The 22315-nt window shown below is 69.5% G+C and carries 14 protein-coding genes; 8 read left to right on the top strand and 6 right to left on the bottom strand.

What is annotated here, in order from left to right:
* Positions 1-366 precede the first annotated feature (366 nt).
* The 3 genes from ABZW11_RS18505 (at position 367) to ABZW11_RS18515 (ending at position 4337) form a co-directional block, all read left to right on the top strand.
* Positions 367-915, top strand: a complete 549-nt coding sequence (locus ABZW11_RS18505; RefSeq protein ID WP_355418493.1) for a flavin reductase family protein — start codon at positions 367-369, stop codon at positions 913-915.
* A 68-nt stretch (positions 916-983) separates the two neighbouring features.
* Complete coding sequence (locus ABZW11_RS18510) at positions 984-2303, top strand: AarF/UbiB family protein (protein ID WP_355418495.1); 1320 nt, start codon at positions 984-986, stop codon at positions 2301-2303.
* Positions 2304-2699: 396 nt separating this feature from the next.
* Positions 2700-4337: an FAD-binding oxidoreductase gene (locus tag ABZW11_RS18515; RefSeq protein ID WP_355418497.1), complete on the top strand. Its 1638-nt coding sequence runs from the start codon at positions 2700-2702 to the stop codon at positions 4335-4337.
* 93 nt (positions 4338-4430) lie between these two features.
* Here the strand turns inward: ABZW11_RS18515 and ABZW11_RS18520 are convergent, their stop codons facing one another.
* From ABZW11_RS18520 to ABZW11_RS18530, 3 genes are all read right to left on the bottom strand, one after another.
* Positions 4431-4916, bottom strand: a complete 486-nt coding sequence (locus tag ABZW11_RS18520) for a hypothetical protein (protein WP_355418499.1) — start codon at positions 4914-4916, stop codon at positions 4431-4433.
* Positions 4913-5473 (bottom strand): hypothetical protein, encoded by a 561-nt coding sequence (locus ABZW11_RS18525; protein ID WP_355418501.1) that lies wholly within the window; start codon positions 5471-5473, stop codon positions 4913-4915. Before ABZW11_RS18525 ends, ABZW11_RS18520 begins: the two co-directional genes overlap by 4 nt.
* A 133-nt stretch (positions 5474-5606) precedes the next feature.
* Positions 5607-7355 (bottom strand): acyl-CoA carboxylase subunit beta, encoded by a 1749-nt coding sequence (locus tag ABZW11_RS18530; RefSeq protein ID WP_355418503.1) that lies wholly within the window; start codon positions 7353-7355, stop codon positions 5607-5609.
* Positions 7356-7653: 298 nt separating this feature from the next.
* Here ABZW11_RS18530 and asnB point away from each other — a divergent pair, with 298 nt between their 5' ends.
* The 5 genes from asnB to ABZW11_RS18555 all read left to right on the top strand — a co-directional run bounded on the left by asnB (position 7654) and on the right by ABZW11_RS18555 (position 17832).
* Positions 7654-9489 (top strand): asparagine synthase (glutamine-hydrolyzing), encoded by a 1836-nt coding sequence (gene asnB, locus ABZW11_RS18535; protein ID WP_355418505.1) that lies wholly within the window; start codon positions 7654-7656, stop codon positions 9487-9489.
* A gap of 98 nt (positions 9490-9587) precedes the next feature.
* Positions 9588-10280, top strand: coding sequence for a TetR/AcrR family transcriptional regulator (locus ABZW11_RS18540; RefSeq protein ID WP_355418507.1), 693 nt, complete (start codon positions 9588-9590; stop codon positions 10278-10280).
* A gap of 169 nt (positions 10281-10449) precedes the next feature.
* Complete coding sequence (locus ABZW11_RS18545) at positions 10450-16380, top strand: type I polyketide synthase (RefSeq protein ID WP_355418509.1); 5931 nt, start codon at positions 10450-10452, stop codon at positions 16378-16380.
* A 6-nt stretch (positions 16381-16386) separates the two neighbouring features.
* Complete coding sequence (locus ABZW11_RS18550; RefSeq protein WP_355418511.1) at positions 16387-16827, top strand: acyl-CoA thioesterase; 441 nt, start codon at positions 16387-16389, stop codon at positions 16825-16827.
* A gap of 294 nt (positions 16828-17121) precedes the next feature.
* Positions 17122-17832, top strand: a complete 711-nt coding sequence (locus ABZW11_RS18555; RefSeq protein WP_355418513.1) for an alpha/beta hydrolase family protein — start codon at positions 17122-17124, stop codon at positions 17830-17832.
* A gap of 23 nt (positions 17833-17855) precedes the next feature.
* Here the strand turns inward: ABZW11_RS18555 and ABZW11_RS18560 are convergent, their stop codons facing one another.
* From ABZW11_RS18560 to ABZW11_RS18570, 3 genes are all read right to left on the bottom strand, one after another.
* Positions 17856-19169: a cation:proton antiporter gene (locus ABZW11_RS18560; protein WP_355418515.1), complete on the bottom strand. Its 1314-nt coding sequence runs from the start codon at positions 19167-19169 to the stop codon at positions 17856-17858.
* A 67-nt stretch (positions 19170-19236) separates the two neighbouring features.
* Positions 19237-20259 carry an enediyne biosynthesis protein gene (locus ABZW11_RS18565; RefSeq protein WP_355418517.1) on the bottom strand — a complete coding sequence of 341 codons (1023 nt, stop codon included), beginning with the start codon at positions 20257-20259 and terminating at the stop codon, positions 19237-19239.
* Positions 20256-22238, bottom strand: coding sequence for an ASPIC/UnbV domain-containing protein (locus tag ABZW11_RS18570; RefSeq protein WP_355418519.1), 1983 nt, complete (start codon positions 22236-22238; stop codon positions 20256-20258). The genes ABZW11_RS18565 and ABZW11_RS18570 overlap by 4 nt, the downstream gene beginning before the upstream one ends.
* Positions 22239-22315: the final 77 nt, after the last annotated feature.

Consider the following 22315-nt stretch of genomic DNA (forward strand, 5'->3'; position numbering starts at 1 on the left):
GTCAGGCGGTGGTGAACCTGCTCACACGCTGCTGAAGTTCATCCTGCTGCTCGCCGTACCCGCACTGCTGTTTCGGCGATCTCGACGTGGAACGGCAGGCGCTGCAGCGATCTGGATTCGGCGGCCGGGCAGCACCGTCGCCCGGCCCTCCCCGCCTGACCGACACATGGCCAAGTGGTGCCCTGTGCGGGCAGGGCACGGTCGGAGAAGCGCGTGCCGCAAGTGACGTCGAATACTCATTCCATCTCGGTAAGAGGCTTCGGCGCGACACGCATCGGATCACCGGGGCGGAAGCGTCCCCGCCTGCTCTTGCGGGGCTGAGCTGCGCGGCAGCGTGCCGAGGCCCGAGGAAGGGAGCTAAGGCGAATGGCGACGGCCAACAACGTCCCGGCGAGCACCACTTTCGAGCCCCGAGAACTACGACGCATCTTGGGGAGCTTCGCGACCGGTGTCACCGTCGTGACCGCCGGCGGGGACGAGCCGCGCGGCATGACCGCGAACTCGTTCACGTCCGTGTCGCTGAATCCGCCGATGGTCCTGGTCTGCGTCCTGCGCGACGCCGCGATGCACGAGATGATCCTGCGGCACAGTGCCTTCGCGGTCTCCATCCTGTCCGACCGGCAAGAAGGCGTGGCCCGGCACTTCGCCGACCGCCACCGCCCTCGTGGCCTGGCCGAGTTCGCGAACGTCGACTGCCTCGCCGGGCCGCACACCGGGTGCCTCGTGCTGCCCGGCGCGCTGGCGTGGTTCGAGTGTTCCCTGGCCGCGGTCTATGACGGCGGGGACCATTCGATCTTTCTCGGCGAGATCGTGAACCTCGAGCGCGGCTCCGGTGAAGACGCGCTGCTGTTCCATGCCGGCGCGTTCCAGCGCATCGACACCCCCGCCGACTGGCGCGACCACATCCTTCTATGAGTACGGCCACGCGGCCGGGGACATCCCGCCGACGGCGATCAGTCTTGGGGGCGATGGTGAACGGATTCATGGGCCGCGTTCTCCGAGCGGCCGGCATGGCGGTGCGGGCCGTGCACGTGGGCGGCATCATGGCGGGTTACGCCCTGCTGTTCGGCGCGGCGGAATCTCGTCGCCTCCTGGGACGGCGGCGCGCCGGTCACGGTGCGCAGGCCGGCGGCCTGCACGACGGAGACAGGTGGGTCACGATGCTCACCCGCCTGGGCCCGTCCTACATCAAGATCGGCCAGCTGGTGAGCACCCGCCGGGACCTCCTGCCGCCGGCGGTGACCGGACCGCTTTCGCGGTTGACCGATGCGGCGCCGCCTCCCAGCAGGCGCCGGGTCCGGCAGGCGGTCCTCGCCGCCTACGCCGGGACGCGCTGGCCCTTCAGGGAGTTCACCTGGGAGCCCATGGCCTGCGGCAGTATCGCGACAGTGCACGAGGCCGTGACCCTGGACGGCCGGCGGGTCGCCGTCAAGGTGCGCCGGCCCGGAATCCAATGGGTCATGGAGCGCGACTTCGCGCTGACGCTCGCCCTGATGCGTACGCTCGGCGCCGTCCCGAAACTGCGCAAGATGCCGTTCAAGGTGATGCACGAGCAGGTCGGCTCGGCGATCCTGCGGCAGCTGGACTTCCCTGCGGAGGCCGCGGCGCTGGCCGAGCTGCGGACGAACCTGGCCGGGCTCGCAAACGTACGCATTCCCGAACCGCTGGCCGACCTGTGCACGCCCGAAGTCGTGGTGATGGAGTACATCAGCGGCCTCAAGCGTTTCGCCCCCGGCGACCTGGACGCCGGCACGCGGCGTCACGTGGTGCAGGCGGTGCTTGCCGCGGTCTACGAGATGTTGTTCATCGACGGCGTCGTGCACTGCGACCTGCATCCGGGCAACCTGTACTTCGACGAGCGCGCCGGCCTGGTGATGCTCGACGCGGGGTTCGTCATCCGGCTGCCCGACGAGGTGCGCCGCTCCTTCGCCGACTTCTTCATCCACATGGCGATGGGCGACGGCTGGACCTGCGCGCAGATCGTGATCGAAAGTGCGGCGCACGTCGTCGGCGACTGCGACGTGGCGGGTTTTCGCACCGGCCTGACCGAGCTCGTGCAGGAGGCGTCCGGAGCGAAGTCCGGCCAGTTCGCGCTGGCGCCCTTCGCCGGCAGATTGTTCGACCTGCAGCGGCGCTTCGGCGTGTTCCCGGCGCCGGAGTTCGCCTTCCCTCTGCTGTCGCTGCTGGTCATCGAGGGGATGATCAAGGACTTCGACAGCGGTGTCGATTTTCAGGCCGAGGCCATGCCGATCCTGCGGCGCCGCAACATGCTGCGCGACCGTACGGTACGGCTGCACCCGTGAGCACCCACACTCCCGGCCGGCCCGTTCGCCCTCGCTGACGATCTGCAGAGCAATCTGGAAGAAGACGCTTTCTCCGCTTGCTCCCCATAATTGGCTCCGTCAGCGAACATGGGCTTGCTCGAATCGTAGGCGAAATGGGCATTTTTCTGCACGGCGCCCAGATGGTGATGCGCATGGCAAGCAACAGGCGGCGAACCGCGGAACGAAGCCGTGGTGATGCCGACGCGAGGAAAGCGTCCCGTCGAATACCAAATCGTCAGGATTTATTCGGATAAGGCGTTGCGTATCTCCATGGGCCGCCATACGGGGGACGAGCGTGCGGGCTGTCGGCGCGCCTTGGCCATCAGCGGACGACTGACGCTGACGCTCCTCACCGAGCGAAAGGGACAACGTACTATGGCACAACGACGGGGGCTGGACCGGCGGAAATTCCTGACGGGAACCGCTGCCGGCGTCGGCGGGGGGATCATCACCGGTGGTTTCGCCTCGAGCGCCGCGGCGGCCACGGAACCCGACCCGGCGGTGCTGGCCCGCCAGACGAGCACGGCCACGACCGTGGGCCCCGACAGCCCGCAGTACCCGGACCTGGTCCGGGCGCTCAACGCCCGCTACACGGCGGCACCGCGCTCGGTTCACGTGGTGGACGCCCCGCGGCAGGTGCGGGCGATCGTCGCGGAGGCGGTCAGCGCGAACAAGCGGCTGACGGTACGAGGCGGCGGGCACTGCCTGGAGGACTTCGTCTACAACTCCGACGTTCAAATGATCATCGACCTGTCCAACATGAACCGGGTCTACTACGACGCTGCGCGCAACGCGATAGCCGTCGAGGCAGGCGCGACGCTGCTGGACGTCTACGAGAAGCTGTACCAGACCTGGGGCGTCACCGTTCCTGGCGGCATCTGCTACTCCGTGGGCATGGGCGGCCACGTCGCCGGAGGCGGCTGGGGCTGGCTGGTTCGCCGCGACGGCCTGATCATCGACCACCTGTACGGGGTGGAGGTCGTGACGGTCAAGGCCTCGAGCGCCGTCCGCAAGGTGGTGGCGACCCGGGAGGCCGACGACCCCCACCGAGAGCTGTGGTGGGCGCACACCGGCGGCGGTGGGGGGAACTTCGGCGTCGTCACCCGCTACTTCTTCCGCTCGCCGGACGCCACCGGCACCGACCCCACCCGCCTGCTGCCCAGGCCGCCGGCGAAGGTGCTCTACGCGGTCGCCGCCTGGGGGTGGGACCAGCTGAACAAGGACAGGTTCATCCAGCTCATCCAGAACTACGCCAACTGGCACGTCACCAACGCGGCCCCGACCAGCCCGACCCGGTTCCTGAGCAGTTTCATGGTGCTCAACCACATCTCGAACGGCACCGTCGTCCTGCTCACGCAGGTGGACGCCGGGGCACCCAACGCCGAAACCATCCTGAACGACTACCTGACCTTCATGAGCAACGGCGTGGCTCAGCCGTTCATCAGCCAGGTCCGGCTCCCGTGGCTGCAGGCGGCCCGCCTGACCGGCACCACCAACCCGCTGCTCAACGACCCGACGCTGCGCGGGGAGTACAAATCCGCCTACATGAAGGCCGCCTTCCCCCAGGCCCAGGCGGAGGCGCTGTACAAGCATCTGGCGCGCACCGACATCGACAACCCGAATCTCAGCGTCCAGCTGTCGCCGTTCGGCGGCATGACCGCCGCCGTACGGCCGGGTGACACCGCCTCGGTCCACCGCGACGCGGCCTTCAAGATGCTCTGGGCGGCGAATTGGAGCGATCCCGCCGACGACGCCGAGAACATCGCCTGGGCCCGCGAAAGCTACCAGGACACCTATGCCGCCACCGGCGGCGTGCCCGTTCCCAATGACGTGACCGATGGATGCTACGTCAACTACCCCGACGCCGACCTCAGCGATCCCACCTTCAACCGCTCCACCTCCCCATGGCACGACCTCTACTACAAGGACAATTACCCAAGGCTCCAGCAGGTGAAGAAGAAGTACGATCCGCGTGACTTCTTCCGGCACCGTCAGTCGGTCGAACTGCCGTAGCCGGAATCAGCGGGCTGACCGGGTGACACCCGTCGGGATGGGCGGCCGGCTCGGCGCAGTCGTCACCGAGCCGGCCGGACGGCCGTGAGGGCGCTACGGGCCCTCACGCCGACCTTCAGGGCCGGCTTCGTCGTTCTTCATGGAACTGTGGATTCTCCGCACTTGACCGAGCGTCAGCGCGGCGCCGGCAAGGAGCAGCGCGACGGTGAACACCCATTCGTTCGACCCTCCGGGACCGTAAACCCTGTTGGGGAATCCGATGTCGACCGCCGAGGTCTGCCGGCCCGCCTGGAGCTGTCCTTTCCCCATCCCGTACATGAAGATGTCCGTCCGGTTCACCGTGCCGTCCTCGGAGCGGAAGTCCCCGTACCATTGGCAGGACTCATGGCCGGGGTGCTGGACGCATTCCATGTGCTCGGCCGTGAAGGTTCCGGGCACTCCGTCCGCACGAGCCGCCCGGATGGCGGGCCAGACACTGGGCGTCGTGAAGAAGGTCAGTGACGCGCCGATGAGAGCGACCGTCGCCCGGAAGGCGAATCCGGGCGGCAGCCGCCTGCCTCGGGTGCCCGCTGCTTTCAAGACACTCTCTCGTGGGCGCAGGTGCAGGCCATCGTCGCCCGTTCCTGGGAATCGGGCTTGCGGTGCAGCAGCATCGCCACCACCATCGGGACGAAGACGATGGCGTTGTAGAACAGGTGCAGCTCGAGCCGGGGCACGAGGAGCTGGATGATGCTGCGCGGAGTCGGGCCGCCGAGCAGATTGGCGCCGATGATGACCTGCATGAGCAGCAGGAAATGCTCGAAGTGGTGCCAGACCTGGATGCCCAGCGAGATGTTCCACCATGTCCGCGCGCGCCCGGTGAAGCCGCGCCTCAGCAGTACGAGACCGACCAGCATGAGCAGCGCGTAACCGTAGTGCATCCATTCCGAGGTGACCAGCCACGGGAAGGGAACGCCCAGGACGCCACGTGCTTCCGGAAGCGGCCAGTTGAGCACGTAGACCTGATACGCCTGCGCGATGTGCTCGGCCCAATGCGCGATGACGATGAAGGCGAAGAAACCGAGTGCCGGCTTATGCCGCTCACCGTTCAGATTCGCGACAAGGCCATACGGCGGGTTTACAGAGGCGCTTGTCATCCGACCTCCCATTCGACCGGTCACGACAACTCGGCGGGCGTCACCTGCGGTGCGCCCCGGACCGATTCTCCACGGGGAACGAGCGGGCGACCTCTCCCAGATTGCTCACTGCGAAAATCGAATACCACGCGAGTCAGAGAGGAATATTGCCGTGCTTGCGCTGTGGCTGGAACTCGCGTTTGTTGCGCAGCATCGCCAGCCCGTCGGCCAGCACTTTGCGCGTCTCGCGGGGATCGATGACGTCGTCCACCAGCCCGCGCTCGACGGCATAGAACGGGTGCAGGAACTCGGCCGTATAGTCGTCGAGCAGTTGCCGCTGCAGCTCCGCAGGCTCCGCGGCGGCGGCGAGCTCTTTACGGAAGAGGACGTCCACGGCGCCCTGCGGGCCCATGACCGCGATCTCATTGGTCGGCCAGGCGAACGACAGGTCAGCACCGACCGACCGCGAGTCCATGACGATGTAGGCGCCCCCGTACGCCTTGCGCAGGATGACCTGTACGCGCGGGACGGTCGCCTCGCAGTAGGCGTAGAGCAGCTTCGCCCCGTGCCGGATGATGCCCTGATGCTCCTGATCGACGCCGGGCAGGAAACCCGGCACATCGACGAGCGTCACGAGCGGGACGTTGAACGCGTCACAGGTGCGGACGAACCGCGCCGCCTTCTCCGAGGCCCTGATGTCGAGCACCCCTGCCCTGACCAGAGGCTGGTTGCCGACGACGCCCACGACATGCCCGTCGATCCGCGCGAACGCGCAGATGATGTTCCGCGCCCACGATTCCTGGACCTCCAGGACCTCATGGTCGTCGACGATCTCCGCGATGACCTCTCGCATGTCGTACGGCCGGCGTCCCTCGACGGGCACCAGGTCGAGCAGGGCGTCGCAGGCCCGATCGGCGGGATCGGCGGCGTCCACGACGGCGGGGAACTCGGTGTTGTTCGACGGCAGCAGCGACAGCAGATACCGGACTTCCTCCAGGCAGGACTCCTCGTTGTCGTGGACGAAACCGGCCACGCCGGAGACGGAGCCGTGCACCTCGGCGCCTCCAAGAGCCGAGTGCGTGACCGACTCACCGGTGACCGCACCGATGACGTCCGGGCCCGTGACGTACATCTGAGAGGTGTCCTTGACCATGAAGACGAAGTCGGTCAAGGCCGGGGAGTAGGCGGCGCCGCCGGCGCAAGGGCCGAGAATGACGCTGATCTGCGGGATCACGCCGGAAGCCCGCACGTTCCTGCGGAAGATGCCTCCATAGCCGGCCAGCGCGTTCAGCCCTTCCTGGATGCGGGCGCCCGCTCCGTCGTTCAAGGCGATGAGCGGTGCCCCCATCGAGATGGCGAGATCCATCACTTTGTGGACCTTGGCGGCATGGGCATGGCCGAGAGAGCCGCCGAAGAGCCGGAAGTCCGTCGCGTACACGAAAACCCGGCGGCCGAAGACCAGGCCGGAGCCGGCGATGACGCCGTCCGTGTGGGGCCGCTTGCGTTCGAGGCCGAAACCCGTCGCCATGTGGCGCCGGAACAACTCGATCTCGGTGAAGGTGTTCTCGTCGAGCAGCAGATCGATCCGTTCGCGGGCCGTCAGCTTGCCTTTGGCGTGCTGGCGCCTGGTGGCTTCCGCGTCTCCGTCCCTGATCGATTCGCGCCGGCGGCCGAGCAGCTCGGCCAGTTCCCGCAGTGTGTTCTTCCGGCCGGCCGCGGGGTCGTCGAGGACGTGGCCGTTCGCCGCGGGGTCGTCGAGGACGTGGCCGTTCGCCGCCGGCGCGGCGACCCGCGTGCGGGTGCCGTTGTGCCCGTTGCCCGGCTGATGGCCGTTTTCGTGGGGAGGCGCAGCCGGAGCATGAGCCGCGATCGATCCAGAGTTGCCGGCATGTGCTCCGGTCATCCTGCCACCCCTCTCATGAGCGGTCTTCGCCACCCGGACGAGCAAGAAAGCAACGTGCGTAGGTTAGGCAGGCGGTGACGAGGGGCGGCCACTCCCAGATTGCTCGATGCGGCGCCTCCACGGCTCACCGCCGGCCTGCCGGAGGGCAAGCTGAGCACGAGGAAAGAAGACCCCTCGGTGTGGTCACGCGATGCTGGATCCCATCCGATTGCGCACGGAGCTGCACCGGCCTCCAAGGCGGCTGCGCGTCGATCGAACCGGAAGCGAACCTCTGCGACGGCCACAGGAGGAGCACGGAATGTGCGGTATCACCGGCTGGATCTCGTTCGATCGCGACCTGGCACGCGAGCACAAGGTCCTGGATGCCATGACCGAGACCATGGCGTGCCGCGGTCCTGACGCCCGCGGCACCTGGGTCGACCGGCATGCGGCGCTCGGCCACCGGAGGCTGGCCGTGATCGACCTGCCCGGCGGGCTCCAGCCGATGACCGTCCGCACGGACGCGGGCGCCGTCACCCTGGTCTACAGCGGCGAGGTCTACAACTTCGCCGAACTGCGCGACGAACTCACCCGGCAGGGCAAGCGCTTCAGGACGTCCAGTGACACAGAAGTGGTCCTACAGGGATATCTGCACTGGGGGCCGGCGGTCGCCGAACGCCTCAACGGCATGTACGCCTTCGCGATCTGGGACGGACGGGACCAGAAGCTCGTCATGATACGCGACCGGATGGGGATCAAGCCACTCTACTACTACCGAACGCCTGACGGAGTGCTGTTCGGCTCGGAACAGAAGGCCATACTCGCCCACCCACTCGCCAAGCGCGTCGTCGACGCTGACGGGCTGCGCGAGGCGTTCTCCTACACCTTCACCCCAGGACACGCCATATGGGCGGACATGCGGCAGGTCGAACCGGGCACGATCGTCACCGTCGACGTCACCGGCGTCCGCGAGCGCACCTATTGGCGGCTGGAGACCCGGCCGCACGCCGACGACGCCGGCACCTCCGTAGGCCGCGTCCGGGAACTCCTCGACGACATCGTGCGGCGGCAACTGGTCGCCGACGTGCCACGGTGCCTGCTGCTGTCCGGCGGGCTGGACTCCGGCGCCCTCACCGCCCTGGCCGCGGCCCATCTCGGCGCCGGACAGGTGCGGACGTTCGCGGTGGACTTCATGGGTCAGGCGGAGAACTTCCGGCCCGACGACCTGCGCGACACTCCGGACACGCCTTTCATCCAGGACGTCGTCCGGCACGTCGGGACCGAGCACGCCGACATCGTGCTCGACCCCAAGACGCTGGCCGATCCCGGCATCCGCAGGGCCGTGGCCCTCGCGCGCGACCTGCCCGTCGGTACCGGCGACATGGACCTGTCGCTGTACCTGCTCTTCAAGGCGATCCGCGGGAAGTCCACGGTGGCCCTGTCGGGCGAGGCGGCCGACGAGATCTTCGGCGGATATCGGCACATGCACATCCCCCAGATCCAGACCGCACGCGCGTTCCCGTGGATCGCCGTCAACGTCGGTCCCTTCGACAAGGACTCCACCGGGCTCGACCCGCACCTGCTGACGCGACTCGATCTCGACGCCTACCGGCTCGACGCGTACGACACCGCCATCGCCGAGGTGGGGCGCCTCGACGGCGACGACGACTTCGAGCACCGCATGCGGATCATGATTCATCTGCACGTGACCCGGTTCATGAAGTATCTGCTCGACCGCAAGGACCGCATGAGCATGGCGGTCGGGCTCGAGGTCCGGGTGCCGTACTGCGACCACCGGCTCGTCGAATACGTCTACAACACCCCCTGGTCGATGAAGACCCACGACGGCCGGGAGAAGAGCCTGCTGCGCGGCGCCACCCGGCAGCTGCTGCCGGACTCGGTCGCCTGGCGGCCCAAGAGCCCCTACCCCTCCACCCAGGACCCCTACTACAGCCAGGAGCTGCAGAACCAGGGCAAGGACCTGCTGGCCGACCGCGACCACGACGTGTTCGCCCTGGTGGACCGGGACTGGCTCGAAGGCGCCACGAAGCGCGATCCGGCCGCGGTGGACCGGCTGACGCGCCTGGGCCTGGAGCGCGTCCTCGACCTGGCCGCCTGGCTGGACATCTACCGGCCCGAGCTCAAACTTCCATGACCCACGTCCGGGCAGCACGAACCGCAGCCGGGCCGGCCGCGCGGTGACCACCGGATGACCACTGACCGGTTTCGTCTCAGGGAAGGAAGTCCCGCCGGATGTCACCGCGCAAGACGGACCCGCTTTTCCGCGCCCAGCTGGTGGACGTCGCCGCACGGATCCTGGCGCAAGACGGCCCGCAGGCCATGACGGTACGGCGCATCGCCACCGAGGCGGGCAGCTCGACCATGCCCGTCTACACCTACTTCGGCGGGATGAGCGGCCTGGTACGCGCGATCGTTCACGAGGGTTTCGCGCGCATGCAGCAGTACTTCAGCCTCGTCGGCACCTCCGACGACCCGGTGTGCGACATGGCCCTGCTGGGCCGCGCCTACCGCCACAACGCTCTGGCGAACCCGCACCTGTACGCGGCCATGTTCGGAGGTTCCGCGCTCGCCGGGTTCGAACTGTCCGAACAGGACCGCCAGTACGGCCGCTACACCCTCGTGGACGTCGTCGGCTGCGCCGCCCGATGCGTCGCGGCGGGCAGGTTCCGCCCAGCCGACGAGGAACTGGTGGCCCACCAGATGTGGAGCGCGATGCACGGCCTCGTCACGCTGGAGCTCGGCGGCTACCTCATCCCGCCCTACGATCCAGAAGTGTGCTTCGAGAACCAGCTCATCAGCCTGATGGTCGGCGCCGGAGACACCATCGCGGCCGCCGGTAGATCGGTCGAGGCGTCCAGGCGGCGCATGGCGTACGAACTCGCCCCCCACCTCGCCGAGCAGCATGGCGCGGCATCCGCTCCGTGAAGTCCCGCGTCCGGCAGGAATACCGGGAAAAACTCATTCATTAAATGACGCCATTATCAAACGGCGTTATTCGAATTAAATTGGCGTCAGAGCACTCTGGAATAAAGCTCGCCGGTCGCGACAGGGCATGCTTGCGCTCAGTGCAACAGCGAAGGGGGCGAGCCAGGACATGCAGAAGATCGCCATTGTGGGAATGGCATGTGTCTATCCTGACGCCGATTCACCGGACGAACTGTGGAAGAACGCCGTCGCCGCGCGCCGGGCCTTCAGGCGGCTGCCGGACGAGCGCATGCGGCTGACCGACTACTGGCGGGCCGACCCGTCCGCCCCGGACAGCTTCTACTCCAGGAACGCCGCGGTCATCGAAGGGTACGACTTCGATCGGGTGGCGCACCGGATCGCCGGGAGCACGTTCCGATCGACCGATCTGACGCATTGGCTCGCGCTGGACGTCGCGGGCCGGGCGCTGGCCGACGCCGGTTTTCCCGGCGCCGAAGGGCTGCCGAGACAGAGCACCGGCGTCATCGTCGGAAACACCCTCACGGGCGAATTCGCCCGGGCCAACCTGATGCGGCTGCGCTGGCCGTACGTACGGCGCACGGTCGGCGCGGCGCTGCGCGAACTCGGCTGGGAGGACGACGCTCTGGGCGAATTCCTGGACGGTCTCGAACGCTCCTATAAGAGCCCGTTCCCCGCGCCGGACGAAGACACCCTCGCCGGGGCACTGTCCAACACGATCGCCGGCCGGATCTGCAACTACTTCGACCTCAACGGCGGCGGCTACGCGGTGGACGGGGCCTGCTCCTCCTCGCTGCTTTCGGTGACGACCGCGTGCAAGGCGCTGCTGGACGGGGACCTCGACGTGGCGATCGCGGGCGGGGTCGACCTGTCGATCGACCCGTTCGAGGTCGTGGGCTTCGCCAAGACCGGGGCGCTGGCCAGGACCGAGATGCGCGTGTACGACCGCGGCTCCAACGGCTTCTGGCCGGGCGAGGGCTGCGGAATGGTCGTCTTGATGCGCGAAGAGGACGCCGCCGAGGTGGGCCGCAGAGTCTATGCCACCATCGCCGGCTGGGGCATCTCCTCCGACGGCAGCGGCGGCATCACGCGTCCGGAGATCGACGGCCACCGGCTGGCGCTGCGGCGCGCCTACGAGCGGGCCGGGTTCGGCATCGACACAGTGGCGCTGTTCGAAGGCCACGGCACGGGGACGGCGGTCGGGGACGCCGCGGAGCTGACGGCCTTGTCCGAGACCCGGGCGGAGGCCATCGCGGCGGCCGGTTCCGGCGCGTCCGGGGCGCCGGCGGCGCTCGGCTCCGTCAAAGCCATGATCGGCCACACCAAGGCGGCCGCCGGAGTGGCCGGCCTGATCAAGGCGGTGCTGGCGGTGCACCATCGCGTGCTGCCGCCGACCGTCGGTTGCGCGGACCCGCATCCGCTGCTCGCGCGTGACCCCGCGATGCTGCGGGTGCTGCGCAAGGCCGAGCCCTGGCCGCAGGAGGCCGCGCTGCGGGCCGGCGTCACGTCCATGGGGTTCGGCGGCATCAACAGTCACGTGGTGGTGGAGGGCGTCGGATCGCGGCGGGCGGCGTCGTTCAACCGGCGCACGCGTGAGCTGGCCGCATCCGTCCAGGACGCCGAGCTGCTGCTGGTCGACGGGGGCTCGCCCGGCGAGCTGCGCGAGCGGCTCGCGGAACTGGCCGGCTGGGTTCCCGCGCTGTCGTACGCGCAGCTCGGCGACCTCGCCGCCACGCTGCAGCGCGGGCTGCGTGACCTGCCCTACCGCGCCGCGGCGGTCGTGGACTCCCCGGAGAACGCGGAGCGGCGGCTGCGGCGGCTGCTGGACGTCCTGGACGCCGGCGAGACGACCCTGTTCGACGCCGACGGCGGCTGCTTCCTCGGCCACGCCGGCGGCGAGGGCCGGATCGGCTACCTGTTCCCCGGGCAGGGCTCGGGCCGGGGGCTGAGCGGCGGCGCGCTGCGCCGACGCTTCGCCGAGGTCGAAGAGGTGTACGAGCGGGCCGCGCTGCCGCGGACAGGCGACACAGTGGCGACCGCCGTCGCACAGCCGCGGATCGTCACCGGCTCCCTGGCCGGGCTGCGCGCCCTGTCGCTGCTCGGGGTGGAGGCGAGCGTCGGCGTCGGACACAGCCTCGGCGAGATCTCCGCGCTGCACTGGGCCGGCGCACTCGACGACTCCGCGCTGCTGAGCATCGCCGGCATCCGTGGACGGGTCATGGCCGAGCACAGCGAATCCGGCACCATGGCCGGTCTCACCGCATCCCCGGAGGCGGCCACCGGGCTCATCGCCGGCCTGCCTGTCGTCATCGGTGCATACAACGGGCCGGAACAGACGGTCGTCGCGGGCACGGCCGAGGCGATCGCCACGGTCGGCGCCAGGGCCGAGCGCGCAGGCGTGTCGTGGACGCGGCTGGCCGTCTCCCATGCCTTTCATTCGCCCCTGGTGGCTCCGGCCGCGGACGTCTTCGCCGACAGGCTGCGCGGCATGAAGTTCGGCCGGATCCACTCTCCGATCTGCTCCACCATCACCGGCGAGACCCTTGCCGAGGACGCCGACATCCCGGCCCTGCTGCACCGTCAGATCACCGACCCGGTGCTGTTCACCCAGGCGGTGGAGCTGGCTGCCAAGAACGTCGACCTGTTCGTCGAGGTCGGTCCAGGACGGGTGCTCAGCCGGCTGACGGCCGAGACGACCGACGTCCCCGCTGTTGCGCTGGACACCGACAGTGAGTCGATCGGCGGGCTGCTGCGGGTGGTCGGTGCGGCGTTCGCCGTCGGCGCGTCCGTCGACCACGAAGCGCTGTTCCACGGCCGCCTGATCCGGCCGCTGGAGATCGGTGCGCACTTCAGCTTCTTCGCCAGCCCCTGCGAGCAGGCCCCCGAGGTCGGCCTCGACGGGCACGCCGGCGTTCCGGCGCCCGCTGCCGAGCCTGCCTCCGGCACGGCGGACAGCGTGGCGGACAGCGTGGCGGACGGCGTGGCGGACGGCGCGGCGGACGGCGCGGCGGACGGCGCGGCGCAGGCCGGCGACCAGACCGATGGCGACCCCTTGGAAGTGCTTCGCCGGCTGGTGGCCGAACGCGTCGAGCTGCCGGTCGAGCTGGTCTCCGACGACAGCCGCCTGCTCGACGATCTGCACCTGAGCTCGATCACCGTGGGACAGGTGATGGACGCGGCCGCCAAGACCCGCGGCGTCACCATCCTGCAGCCTCCGACCAACTTCGCCACGGCGACGCTGCGGGAACTGGCCGAGACCCTCGACAGCCTGGCCGCCTCCGGGCAGGGTACCGGGCTCTCCCCCGTCGTCGAGGGCGCCGCCGCGTGGGCGCGGCCGTTCACCGTCGACCTGGTCGAGGCGCCGTTGCCGCAGGGCTCCGCGACGGCGCGGCGACCGCAGGACCTGGCCGGACGTTCGGAGTGGCTGCTGTACGCCGCAGCGGACAACCCGCTCGCCGAACCGCTGCGAGCGGCGTTGCGGGCCGCCGGCGTGGGATCCGGTGTCCTGGTCTGCCTGCCGGAGGACTGCGCCGAGGACGACCTGCGATCGGCTCTCGACGGTGCCCAGGCCGCGTTGTCGGAGGGAAGCGGTGACCGGTTCGTCCTGCTCCAGCACGGGCGGGGAGCCGCCGGGCTGGCCAAGACGCTGCGGCTGGAAGCGCCGCACCTGCGAGTCACCATCGTGCAGGCCCCTGCGATCGCCGAGGCCGTCGCGTGGGTGACGGCGGAGGTGGCGGCCACCGGGGACTACGCCGAAGCCCATTACGACGCCGACGGTCTGCGCCGCGTTCCGACCCTGCGGGCGATGCCCGTGGCCGCGCCCTCCGGCCCCGCCCTGACCGGCGAACCCGCCGTGCGGCTGGACGGCACCGACGTCGTGCTCGTCACCGGCGGAGGCAAGGGCATCACCGCGGAATGCGCGCTGGCGCTGGCCGGCGACAGTGGCGCCAGGCTGGCCATCCTCGGCCGATCCGATCCCGGCCAGACCCCCGAGCTCGCCGCCAATCTGCGGCGGATGCAGGACGCGGGCGTCACCGTCGGCTACTACCGTGCCGACGTCGCCGACCCCGCCGACGTGCGGCAGGCCGTGGCCGCGGCGACCCGGGACCTCGGGCCGATCACCGCGATCCTGCACGGGGCCGGCCGCAACGAGCCGCGCGGCCTGGCGGACCTGGACTTCGACGAGGTACGCGCGACCTTCGCACCGAAGATCGGCGGGTTGCGCGCCGTGCTCGACGCGGTCGAGCCCGAGCGGCTCCGGCTCCTGCTGACCCTCGGCAGCATCATCGGCCGGTCGGGGCTGCGCGGCGAGGCGCACTACGCGATGGCCAACGAGTGGCTCGCGGCCCTCACCCAGGAAACCGCGAGCCGGCACCCCGGCTGCCGGGCCCTGTGCCTGGAATGGTCGGTGTGGTCCGGAGTCGGCATGGGTGAGCGACTGTCCGTCGTGGAGTCCCTGGCCCGCGACGGAATCACCGCCATCACCCCTGAACAGGGCGTGCAGATCATGCGCCGCCTCCTCGCCGACCCCACCGCCCCTGAGATCGTGGTGGTCAGCGGGCGGACGGGCAACATCGACACCATCCACCGCGACTCGCCGCAGCTTCCGCTGCTGCGCTTCGTGGGCAAGACCCTCGTCCGCTACCACGGAGTCGAGCTCATCACCGAGATCGACCTGAACGAGGGCACCGACCCCTACCTGACCGATCATCTGCTGGACGGCAACCTGCTGTTCCCCGCGGTGTTCGGCATGGAAGCGATGGCGCAGGCCGCCGCGGCCGTCACCGGCCGCAGGGAAACCCCGGTGATCGAGGACGCGCAGTTCGCGCGGCCCATCATCGTCCCGCCCGCCGGCACCACCACGATCCGCGTGGCGGTGGTGGTCACCGGCGACGACACCGTCCTCGCCGCGATCCGCAGCTCCGAGACCGGCTTCGCCGCCGACCATTTCCGCGCCCGGCTCCGCTTCGGGCAGCCCAGCGCTCCTGAGGGCCCGCCGGACCAGACCACGGCACAGGTGCCGCCGGTACCGCTCGACCCGGCCACGCAGCTGTACGGTCCCGTGCTGTTCCAGGGCGGCCGGTTCCAGCGGCTGCGCCGGTATCACCGGGCGTCCGCGCTGCATGTCGACGTCGAGGTGGAAGCGCTGGAGCCCGGGTGGTTCGCCGGCTTCCTGCCCGGCGAGCTGCTGCTGGGCGACCCCGGCGTCCGGGACGCCCTCATGCACGGCAACCAGGTGTGCGTCCCCGACGCCACCCTCCTGCCGACCGGGATCGAGCGGGTCCATCCCGGGGGCGATCGGCTGAGCGCCGCCGGGATGCTGCGCTACTGCGCGACCGAGCGCTTCCACGCCGGCGACGACTACGTCTACGACATCGCGGTCCGCGACGAGGCGGGTGAGGTCGTCGAACGATGGGAGGGCCTGCGACTGCGCGCGGTGCGCAAGGGCGACGGGCGCGGACCGTGGTCGGCGGCCCCGCTGCTGGGCCCGTTCCTCGAACGAGCCGTGCAGGACGCCACCGGCGGGCGCGTCGCCGTGGCGGTGGAGCCCGACGGCGCCGACGCCCCGGACGGCGCGGACGACTCGGCCGCCGGGACGCGGCGGCGCCGGCTCACCGCGCTGGCCGCGGCGCGTGCCCTCGATGAGGACGTCGACATCCGCTACCGGCCCGACGGCCGTCCGGAGATCGACGGCGACCGGCTGATCTCGGCCTCCCACGGCGCGGGGCTGACGCTCGTCGTCACGGCTGCGACGACCGTGAGCTGCGACGTCGAGATCGCCGCGGAACGGACGGCCGCGCAGTGGGGCGGGCTGCTCGGCCCGTACGAGGCCGTGGCCGGGCTCGTCGCCACTGAGCTGGACGAGAGCGCCGCCGTCGCCGGCACCCGGGTGTGGTCGGCCGTCGAATGCCTGCGCAAGGCGGGCCTCGCGCAGGACGCCCCGCTCACCCTCGCCCCCGAGACGCCGGGCGGCTGCGCGGTGTTCGTGTCCGGGGACCTGCTCATCGCCACGTTCGCCACGTTCCTGAGCGGGCACGACGAGCCGATCGTGTTCGCGATCCTCACGGAAGGACGAGCTTAGATCGCCATGACGGACTATTTCGAGTACCAGCACACCGTCGGCTTCGAGGAGACCAACCTCGTCGGCAACGTGTACTACGTGAACTACCTGCGCTGGCAGGGCCGGTGCCGGGAGCTGTTCCTCAAGACCCACGCGCCGGACGTCCTCGCCGAACTGCAGGACGACCTGAAACTGTTCACCCTCAAAGTCGACTGCGAGTTCTTCGCCGAGATCACCGCGTTCGACGAGCTGTCCATCCGGATGCGGCTGATCGAGCTGGCCCAGACGCAGCTGGAGTTCGGCTTCGACTACGTGGTGACGCACTCTGACGGCATCGACAGGCTCGTCGCGCGCGGTCGCCAGCGAGTCGCCTGCATGCGCGGGCCGAACACCCGTACCGTCCCGGCCCGCGTGCCCGAGTCCCTCGTGGAGGCGCTGCAGCCCTACACGGCGGCAGTCCCCGCCTGAGCAGGGCGCGTCGCATCCGCCTGCCGCCGGCTCGCGGGTGCGGCGCGCTCCTGGGTGTGCGGCGCGGCGCCCAGGGGGGCGGCAGGGGCGGTGAAGGTTCCTTCCTGAGAACGCGTGGACAGCCTCCGCTCGCGGGGCATGATGGAGGGGTGGCGGGCCGACGGTGGCGGCCCTGCCCTGCACCTCCCTGGTGAAGGCGACGAGCCCTACGCCGACCGCGTTCCCCCCGTACCTCCCCGTTCCGTACCCGGGCAGGCGCCCCTGCGCTGCCGCGACGTAAGAGAGGTGCTCACGATGACGGACTTCGTGCTGATCCCCGGTGCCTGGTCGGGCGCGTGGGTATGGGAACCGGTGGCCGGCGCCTTACGCGAGCGGGGCCACAGGGCCCACAGCGTCACGCTGACCGGGCTCGAACCGGACGCGGAGGAGCCGTCCAGAGTAGGTCTCGACGACCACGTCAAGGACGGGCTGGCGATGCTCTCCGGCCTCGACGACGTCGTCCTGGTCGCCCACGACTACGGCGGCATGGTGGCCGGGCTGGTCGCCGACCACGTGCCGGAACAGGTCACCCACAGCATCTACATCGAAGGATTCGTGCCCCGCGACGGCCTGTGCGCGCTGGACGGACTGCCCGACAACCAGCTGGCCGCAGAACGCGCGCTCATCGAGGCCGCCGGAGGCCTCTGGCCCGCCCCCGATCATGAGCTCCTGTGCGACGTGCCCGACCTCTCCGGCCGGGACGCCCGCCGGCTCGCCGAACGGCTCGTCCCCCACCCCGGCCGCACGCTCACCGAGCCGGTCACGGTGAAGCACCCGATCGGCCCGGCGACCTACGTCGTCTGCGGCCTCGACCACACCCATGGCCTCCTGTGCCCGGCCATCCAGGCGCTGCGGTCCGAGCCCGGCTGGACCTTCCGCACCCTGCACGCCGGATACTGGCCCATGGTGTCGGTTCCCGAGCAGCTGGCGGCCCTGCTCGACGAGATAGCGCGCGAGATCGCCTGAGCGATTCCGAGATCTCCCGGCGCTCACTCCGCCGGACCGGGCGAAGCGGCCTCGCTGAGACGGCTCTTCGGCGCGGTGCGGCCGGTGGTGGTGTGTCCGTCGGCTCTGGCGTGGGGCCGGTAGGAGAGGTAAGGCCCCGCCATGCCCGTGGTGACCAGGGCCATGACGATCATCATCGTGAACATGCGGGTGTCGAGGATGCCGAGGCTGAGTCCCGCGTTCAGGATGATCACCTCGGTGAGGCCGCGCGTGTTCATGAGCAGGCCGACGGTCGTCGAGTCCGTCCACGTCATCCCGGCCGCTCGTGCCGCCGGGATGACGCCGGCGAGTTTGCCCAGGCAGGCCACGGCGATGATGGCCAGGAGCTCCACGATGCCGCTGCCGCCGAGCGCGCTGAGGTCGACGGACAGCCCGGTGGTGATGAAGAAGATCGGCATCAGCAGTCCGGTGACGTGCTCCATGGGGATCCGCACATGTGAGGCGAGGACCTTGACGGAGTCGCGAGGCATGATCAGGCCGAAGGAGAACGCACCGAAGATGGCGTGGATCCCGATCCGGTCGGTCGCGTAGGCGGCCAGGAAGACGCCGGCGGCGATGATCGTGAGCAGTTGCGGTGAGACGCCGCCGCCGCGGCTCATGCGGCGGATCAGGACCCTGAGGAGCGGCCGTACGGCGGCCCAGAGCACGAGGGCGTACAGAGCGGAGTAGCCGAGGACTTCGAGCAGGCGCCCGGGATGGGCGGATGTCGCCACGACCGAGACGAGCGCGAGCATGCACCAGCTCAGCACGTCCCCGGCCGCGGCGGCGGACAGCGAGATGACGCCGACAGGCGTCAGCTGGAGCCGATGCTCCGTGATGATGCGTGCCAGCACCGGGAAGGCCGTGATGGCCATCGCGGTGCCGACGAACATGACGAACGCCACCTGGTCGACCCGGTGCCCGTCGATCATGGCGTGGTTGCCGTAGAGCCAGGTGGCCAGCACGGCGCCGGCTCCGAAGGGAAAGGCGATGGACGCGAGCGAGACGCCCAGCACGGCACCGCCGCGGGTGCGGGCGTGGCCGAGGTCCATCTCCCAGCCCACGAGGAACATGAAGAGCAGGACGCCGACCTGGGCGATGGCCGACAGCAGGGGGCGGACCTCGGCCGGGAACAGGTGTGTCGTCAGCTCGCCCGGCAGCAGGCCGAGCAGGCTCGGGCCGAGTGCGATGCCCGCGACGATCTCGGCTATGACCCGGGGCTGGCGCAGGCGGCGGATCAGCGGTGCGAGGGCCGCTCCGGCCGCCAGCACCACCGCCACGTCGGCGACGGCCAGCACCGAGCTGGAACTCTGGGACATGATCTCCTCGGGTGCTCGTCCGTCGGTCACCGATCACGGTTCCCCCGGACACCTGCGGTGCTCGCTCCTAGCCGCGCAGCCCCGTGTCCGTCGTCCCCGAGGTCAGGACCGGGTCCTTTCCTGCGGCCGGGGTGGCGTCGATCGTGAGCCGGGACCGGCTGCGGGTGCGGAAGTGGTGCACCCACCAGCCCAGGCCACGCACCCCGCAGACGATCACGAGTGCGAAGAACAAGGTGTAGGTGATGTTGAACTGCATGAGGATTCCGTAGACGACCGCGACGGAGCCGCCGAACATGAACTGGGCGCGCGCCTTGAACGGCGTCGTGCCCGGGTCGGTGATCATGTAGTTGGTGAACAGGACGAACGCGACTCCGGTCATCGTGCCGAGCGCGGAGAAGAGCGCGACGTCCCAGACCCAGTGCCGGAGGAAGGCCTGGATGGCGAAGCCGCCCATCCAGCCGAGGATGAGGGGCACCTTGCGGGTGAGCATGGCGTTGAGCACGGTCCCGGCGGTGATGATGATCAACGGGATCATCAGCCTGAAAAAGCTGTTCACCTCTTCGGTGAACTCGTACGGCGGGGCGATGCTGACCCAGGAGCTGAAGGCGACCAGGACGACGGTGATGCCGAAGTTCGACGGGTTCATGAAGTGCCGCATCCGCCCGGCGATGGGCGCCTGGAACACATGCTTGCCGGCGACCCCGACGAACACGCCCAAGATGATGGGCAGGATCTGGTTGTTGGCGTAGAGCAGCATGTTGACGGCCAGTGCCGTGATGTGCGCAGGGAGCAGGAATTCATAGACGCCGCGCGGTCCGGATCCCAGGAAGCGCGGCCGGCGCCGCTGGGCCCACGCGCTGACCATTTCGAGGGTGATCTCGGTCGTGTATCCCGTGAGCACGGCGATGAACGGCCATAGCCAGGGCTGCTCGAAGCCGAGGAGGGTGTAGCCGAAGACGTTCAGGACACTGATCGACAAGGCGAAGTTGCGCAGCGCGAGGTACCGGGGATCGGGCTTCGGCTTGGCGGGGGCGGCCGGTGCGCTCGCCGGGGCGCTGTCGCCGGTGGGGTGGTTCAGGACGGCGGTCATCGGCTGGAGACCTCCTCAGCGGAGTCGGTGAGCATGAGGCTGTGGACGCCTGGCGTGAGCGAGAGCGTCTGCTGGCGCATGACGCCGTCGACGTCACGCCACCGCACCAGAGCGGAGACCGGACCGGTGTGGGAGCCGAGCCCGAAGCGGACGTCGAAGCTGCGGAATCCGACATGGCCGCCACCGCCGTCGAGCTGCGAGATCTGGGTGCCCTGCGGCGTGGTGATCTTCACGGTGGCGCCGTAGGCGGGAGCGCCGGCCCCCTTCAGCCCGTCGCCGGTCTCGCCCGTGCCGGTGGAGGGACGGTAGAGCTTGAGCGTGAGGGCGTTGCCGCGGTTCGGCGACTGGTTGGCGTAGAACGCCGGCGGCCCCCATTGCCGGCCCACGGCGAAGTCGAGGGCGCCGGTGCCGGTCGTGTCACCGGTGGCGACCGCGCGCGTCGGGATCGGCACGGCCAGGCCCAGCTCGGCGCTGATGTCCACGTACTGGCCTTCGGCGTTCTTGGCGTAGAAGGCGATGGCCTCGTGGCCCGAGATGTCGTCGCCGGGCTGGAAGTTGGGCCACATCGCCGGGCTGCGCAGGAGCTCGTCGTTCATGGTGGCGGCCTCCTGCAGCCAGTTCCACCGGTTGGCGGTGCCCTGGACGAAGCCGGTGGTCTGGACGACTTCCCTGTCACCGCTGTTGAGGAAGTCGTCGGCCTTGACGTCCCAGCACCAGCCGGTCCACGCCAGCCCGTGCTGCTGGGCCTCCTGGGTGAACGGGGCGACACCCTCGCTGAGCTGCCGCTTCATGTCGGCCTCGTCCTTGGCCTGGTTGACGAAGACGAAGTTGCTCTCCTGCAGGCCCCAGGGAACGTTGATGTTGCTGACCAGGAAGTCGAACGTGCCGGTGCGGTTCAGGTCGGTGAAGTCGACGCCCATCCCCTTGAAGGAGCCGTTCCCGACCACGAACGACTTCGGGGTCGTCGGGGAGCGCACCCCCTTGGCCTCCTTGAACCTGATGCGGCCCGGCGTCGACTCGTTGTACAGCAGGAAGCCGTGCCCGAAGTCGTTGGCGAGGTAGACCTCGGCCAGGCCGTCGCCGGTGAGGTCGGCCCCGGAGATCGCGAGCGTCCAGCCGGTGGAGTTCTCGAACGGAATCGCGTTCTTCTCCTCGACGTAGTTCGCCTGCGGATCGGTGCCCGGCGTGGCGCTGACCCAGCGCAGCACATGGGCGCCGCCGGCGTTGTCGGCCGAGGACATGCTGTTGGGCATCGCCACGTTGTTGATACCGTCGGGGTTCAGCACGTCGGAGTCGGGCCAGTAGTTCCCGACGATGATCGACGGGCGCCCGCTGCCGTCGAGGTCGCCGACGTACACGGCATCGGTGTTCCAGCGCGCACCGTGGTATCTGCCGTCGAGCGACTGCGAGGGCACGAGTTCCCGCGGCACGTACGCGGTCGGTTCCGGCTTCGCGGCATCCGACTTGGGCAGGAACAGGATCGGGGTGCGTCCCCAGTACATGACGAGGAAGCCGATGCGGCCGTCGCCGATGAAGTCGCCGGGAGCGCAGCCGGTGGGTGCCATCGTGTCGTCGTAGGGCAGCGGTCCCGGTTCCAAGGTGAACGGCGTGAACTGATCCTCCGCCGGCGCAGTGGGCGTGTAGGTGACGATCACCTTGTTGGTCCGGGTGTCGACGATGCACATGCCGTTCGGGCTGCCGTTGCCGGTGAAGTCGTTGATGGCGACGCTGGCCCCGACCGCGGAGACCCAGGAGCGGATCTTGTGATAGGCCGGGTTGACCGGACGCATCGTGCTCTTGGGCAGCTTGTCGTAGCCGGGCGGCAGCGCGATCGGCAATTCCTGGAACTTGTACTTCGTGGCCGTGCCCTCGGCGCCGGAAACCGCGACGGCGGCGCCGGCGGCCAACCACAGCGACGTACCGACCACGATGGCCAGCGCTCCCGGTACCAGCCGGCGGAGACGCTCACGTAGCCTCACTGCGATCTCCTTTCCAAGTGAACGTTCATGACGAGGTGGGCGTCCTCCGCATCGCGATGGATGGCGGTCGCGCCGAT

It is taken from the genome of Nonomuraea sp. NPDC004580 (assembly GCF_040609855.1).
GTDB classification, from domain to species: domain Bacteria; phylum Actinomycetota; class Actinomycetes; order Streptosporangiales; family Streptosporangiaceae; genus Nonomuraea; species Nonomuraea salmonea.

Coding starts and splice junctions, on each gene's coding strand:
- ABZW11_RS18505 (WP_355418493.1), top strand. CDS start 367: ATGGCGACGGCCAACAACGTCCCGGCGAGCACCACTTTCGAGCCCCGA.
- ABZW11_RS18510 (WP_355418495.1), top strand. CDS start 984: ATGGGCCGCGTTCTCCGAGCGGCCGGCATGGCGGTGCGGGCCGTGCAC.
- ABZW11_RS18515 (WP_355418497.1), top strand. CDS start 2,700: ATGGCACAACGACGGGGGCTGGACCGGCGGAAATTCCTGACGGGAACC.
- ABZW11_RS18525 (WP_355418501.1), bottom strand. CDS start 5,473: ATGACAAGCGCCTCTGTAAACCCGCCGTATGGCCTTGTCGCGAATCTG.
- ABZW11_RS18530 (WP_355418503.1), bottom strand. CDS start 7,355: ATGACCGGAGCACATGCCGGCAACTCTGGATCGATCGCGGCTCATGCT.
- asnB (WP_355418505.1), top strand. CDS start 7,654: ATGTGCGGTATCACCGGCTGGATCTCGTTCGATCGCGACCTGGCACGC.
- ABZW11_RS18540 (WP_355418507.1), top strand. CDS start 9,588: ATGTCACCGCGCAAGACGGACCCGCTTTTCCGCGCCCAGCTGGTGGAC.
- ABZW11_RS18545 (WP_355418509.1), top strand. CDS start 10,450: ATGCAGAAGATCGCCATTGTGGGAATGGCATGTGTCTATCCTGACGCC.
- ABZW11_RS18550 (WP_355418511.1), top strand. CDS start 16,387: ATGACGGACTATTTCGAGTACCAGCACACCGTCGGCTTCGAGGAGACC.
- ABZW11_RS18555 (WP_355418513.1), top strand. CDS start 17,122: ATGACGGACTTCGTGCTGATCCCCGGTGCCTGGTCGGGCGCGTGGGTA.
- ABZW11_RS18560 (WP_355418515.1), bottom strand. CDS start 19,169: ATGTCCCAGAGTTCCAGCTCGGTGCTGGCCGTCGCCGACGTGGCGGTG.
- ABZW11_RS18565 (WP_355418517.1), bottom strand. CDS start 20,259: ATGACCGCCGTCCTGAACCACCCCACCGGCGACAGCGCCCCGGCGAGC.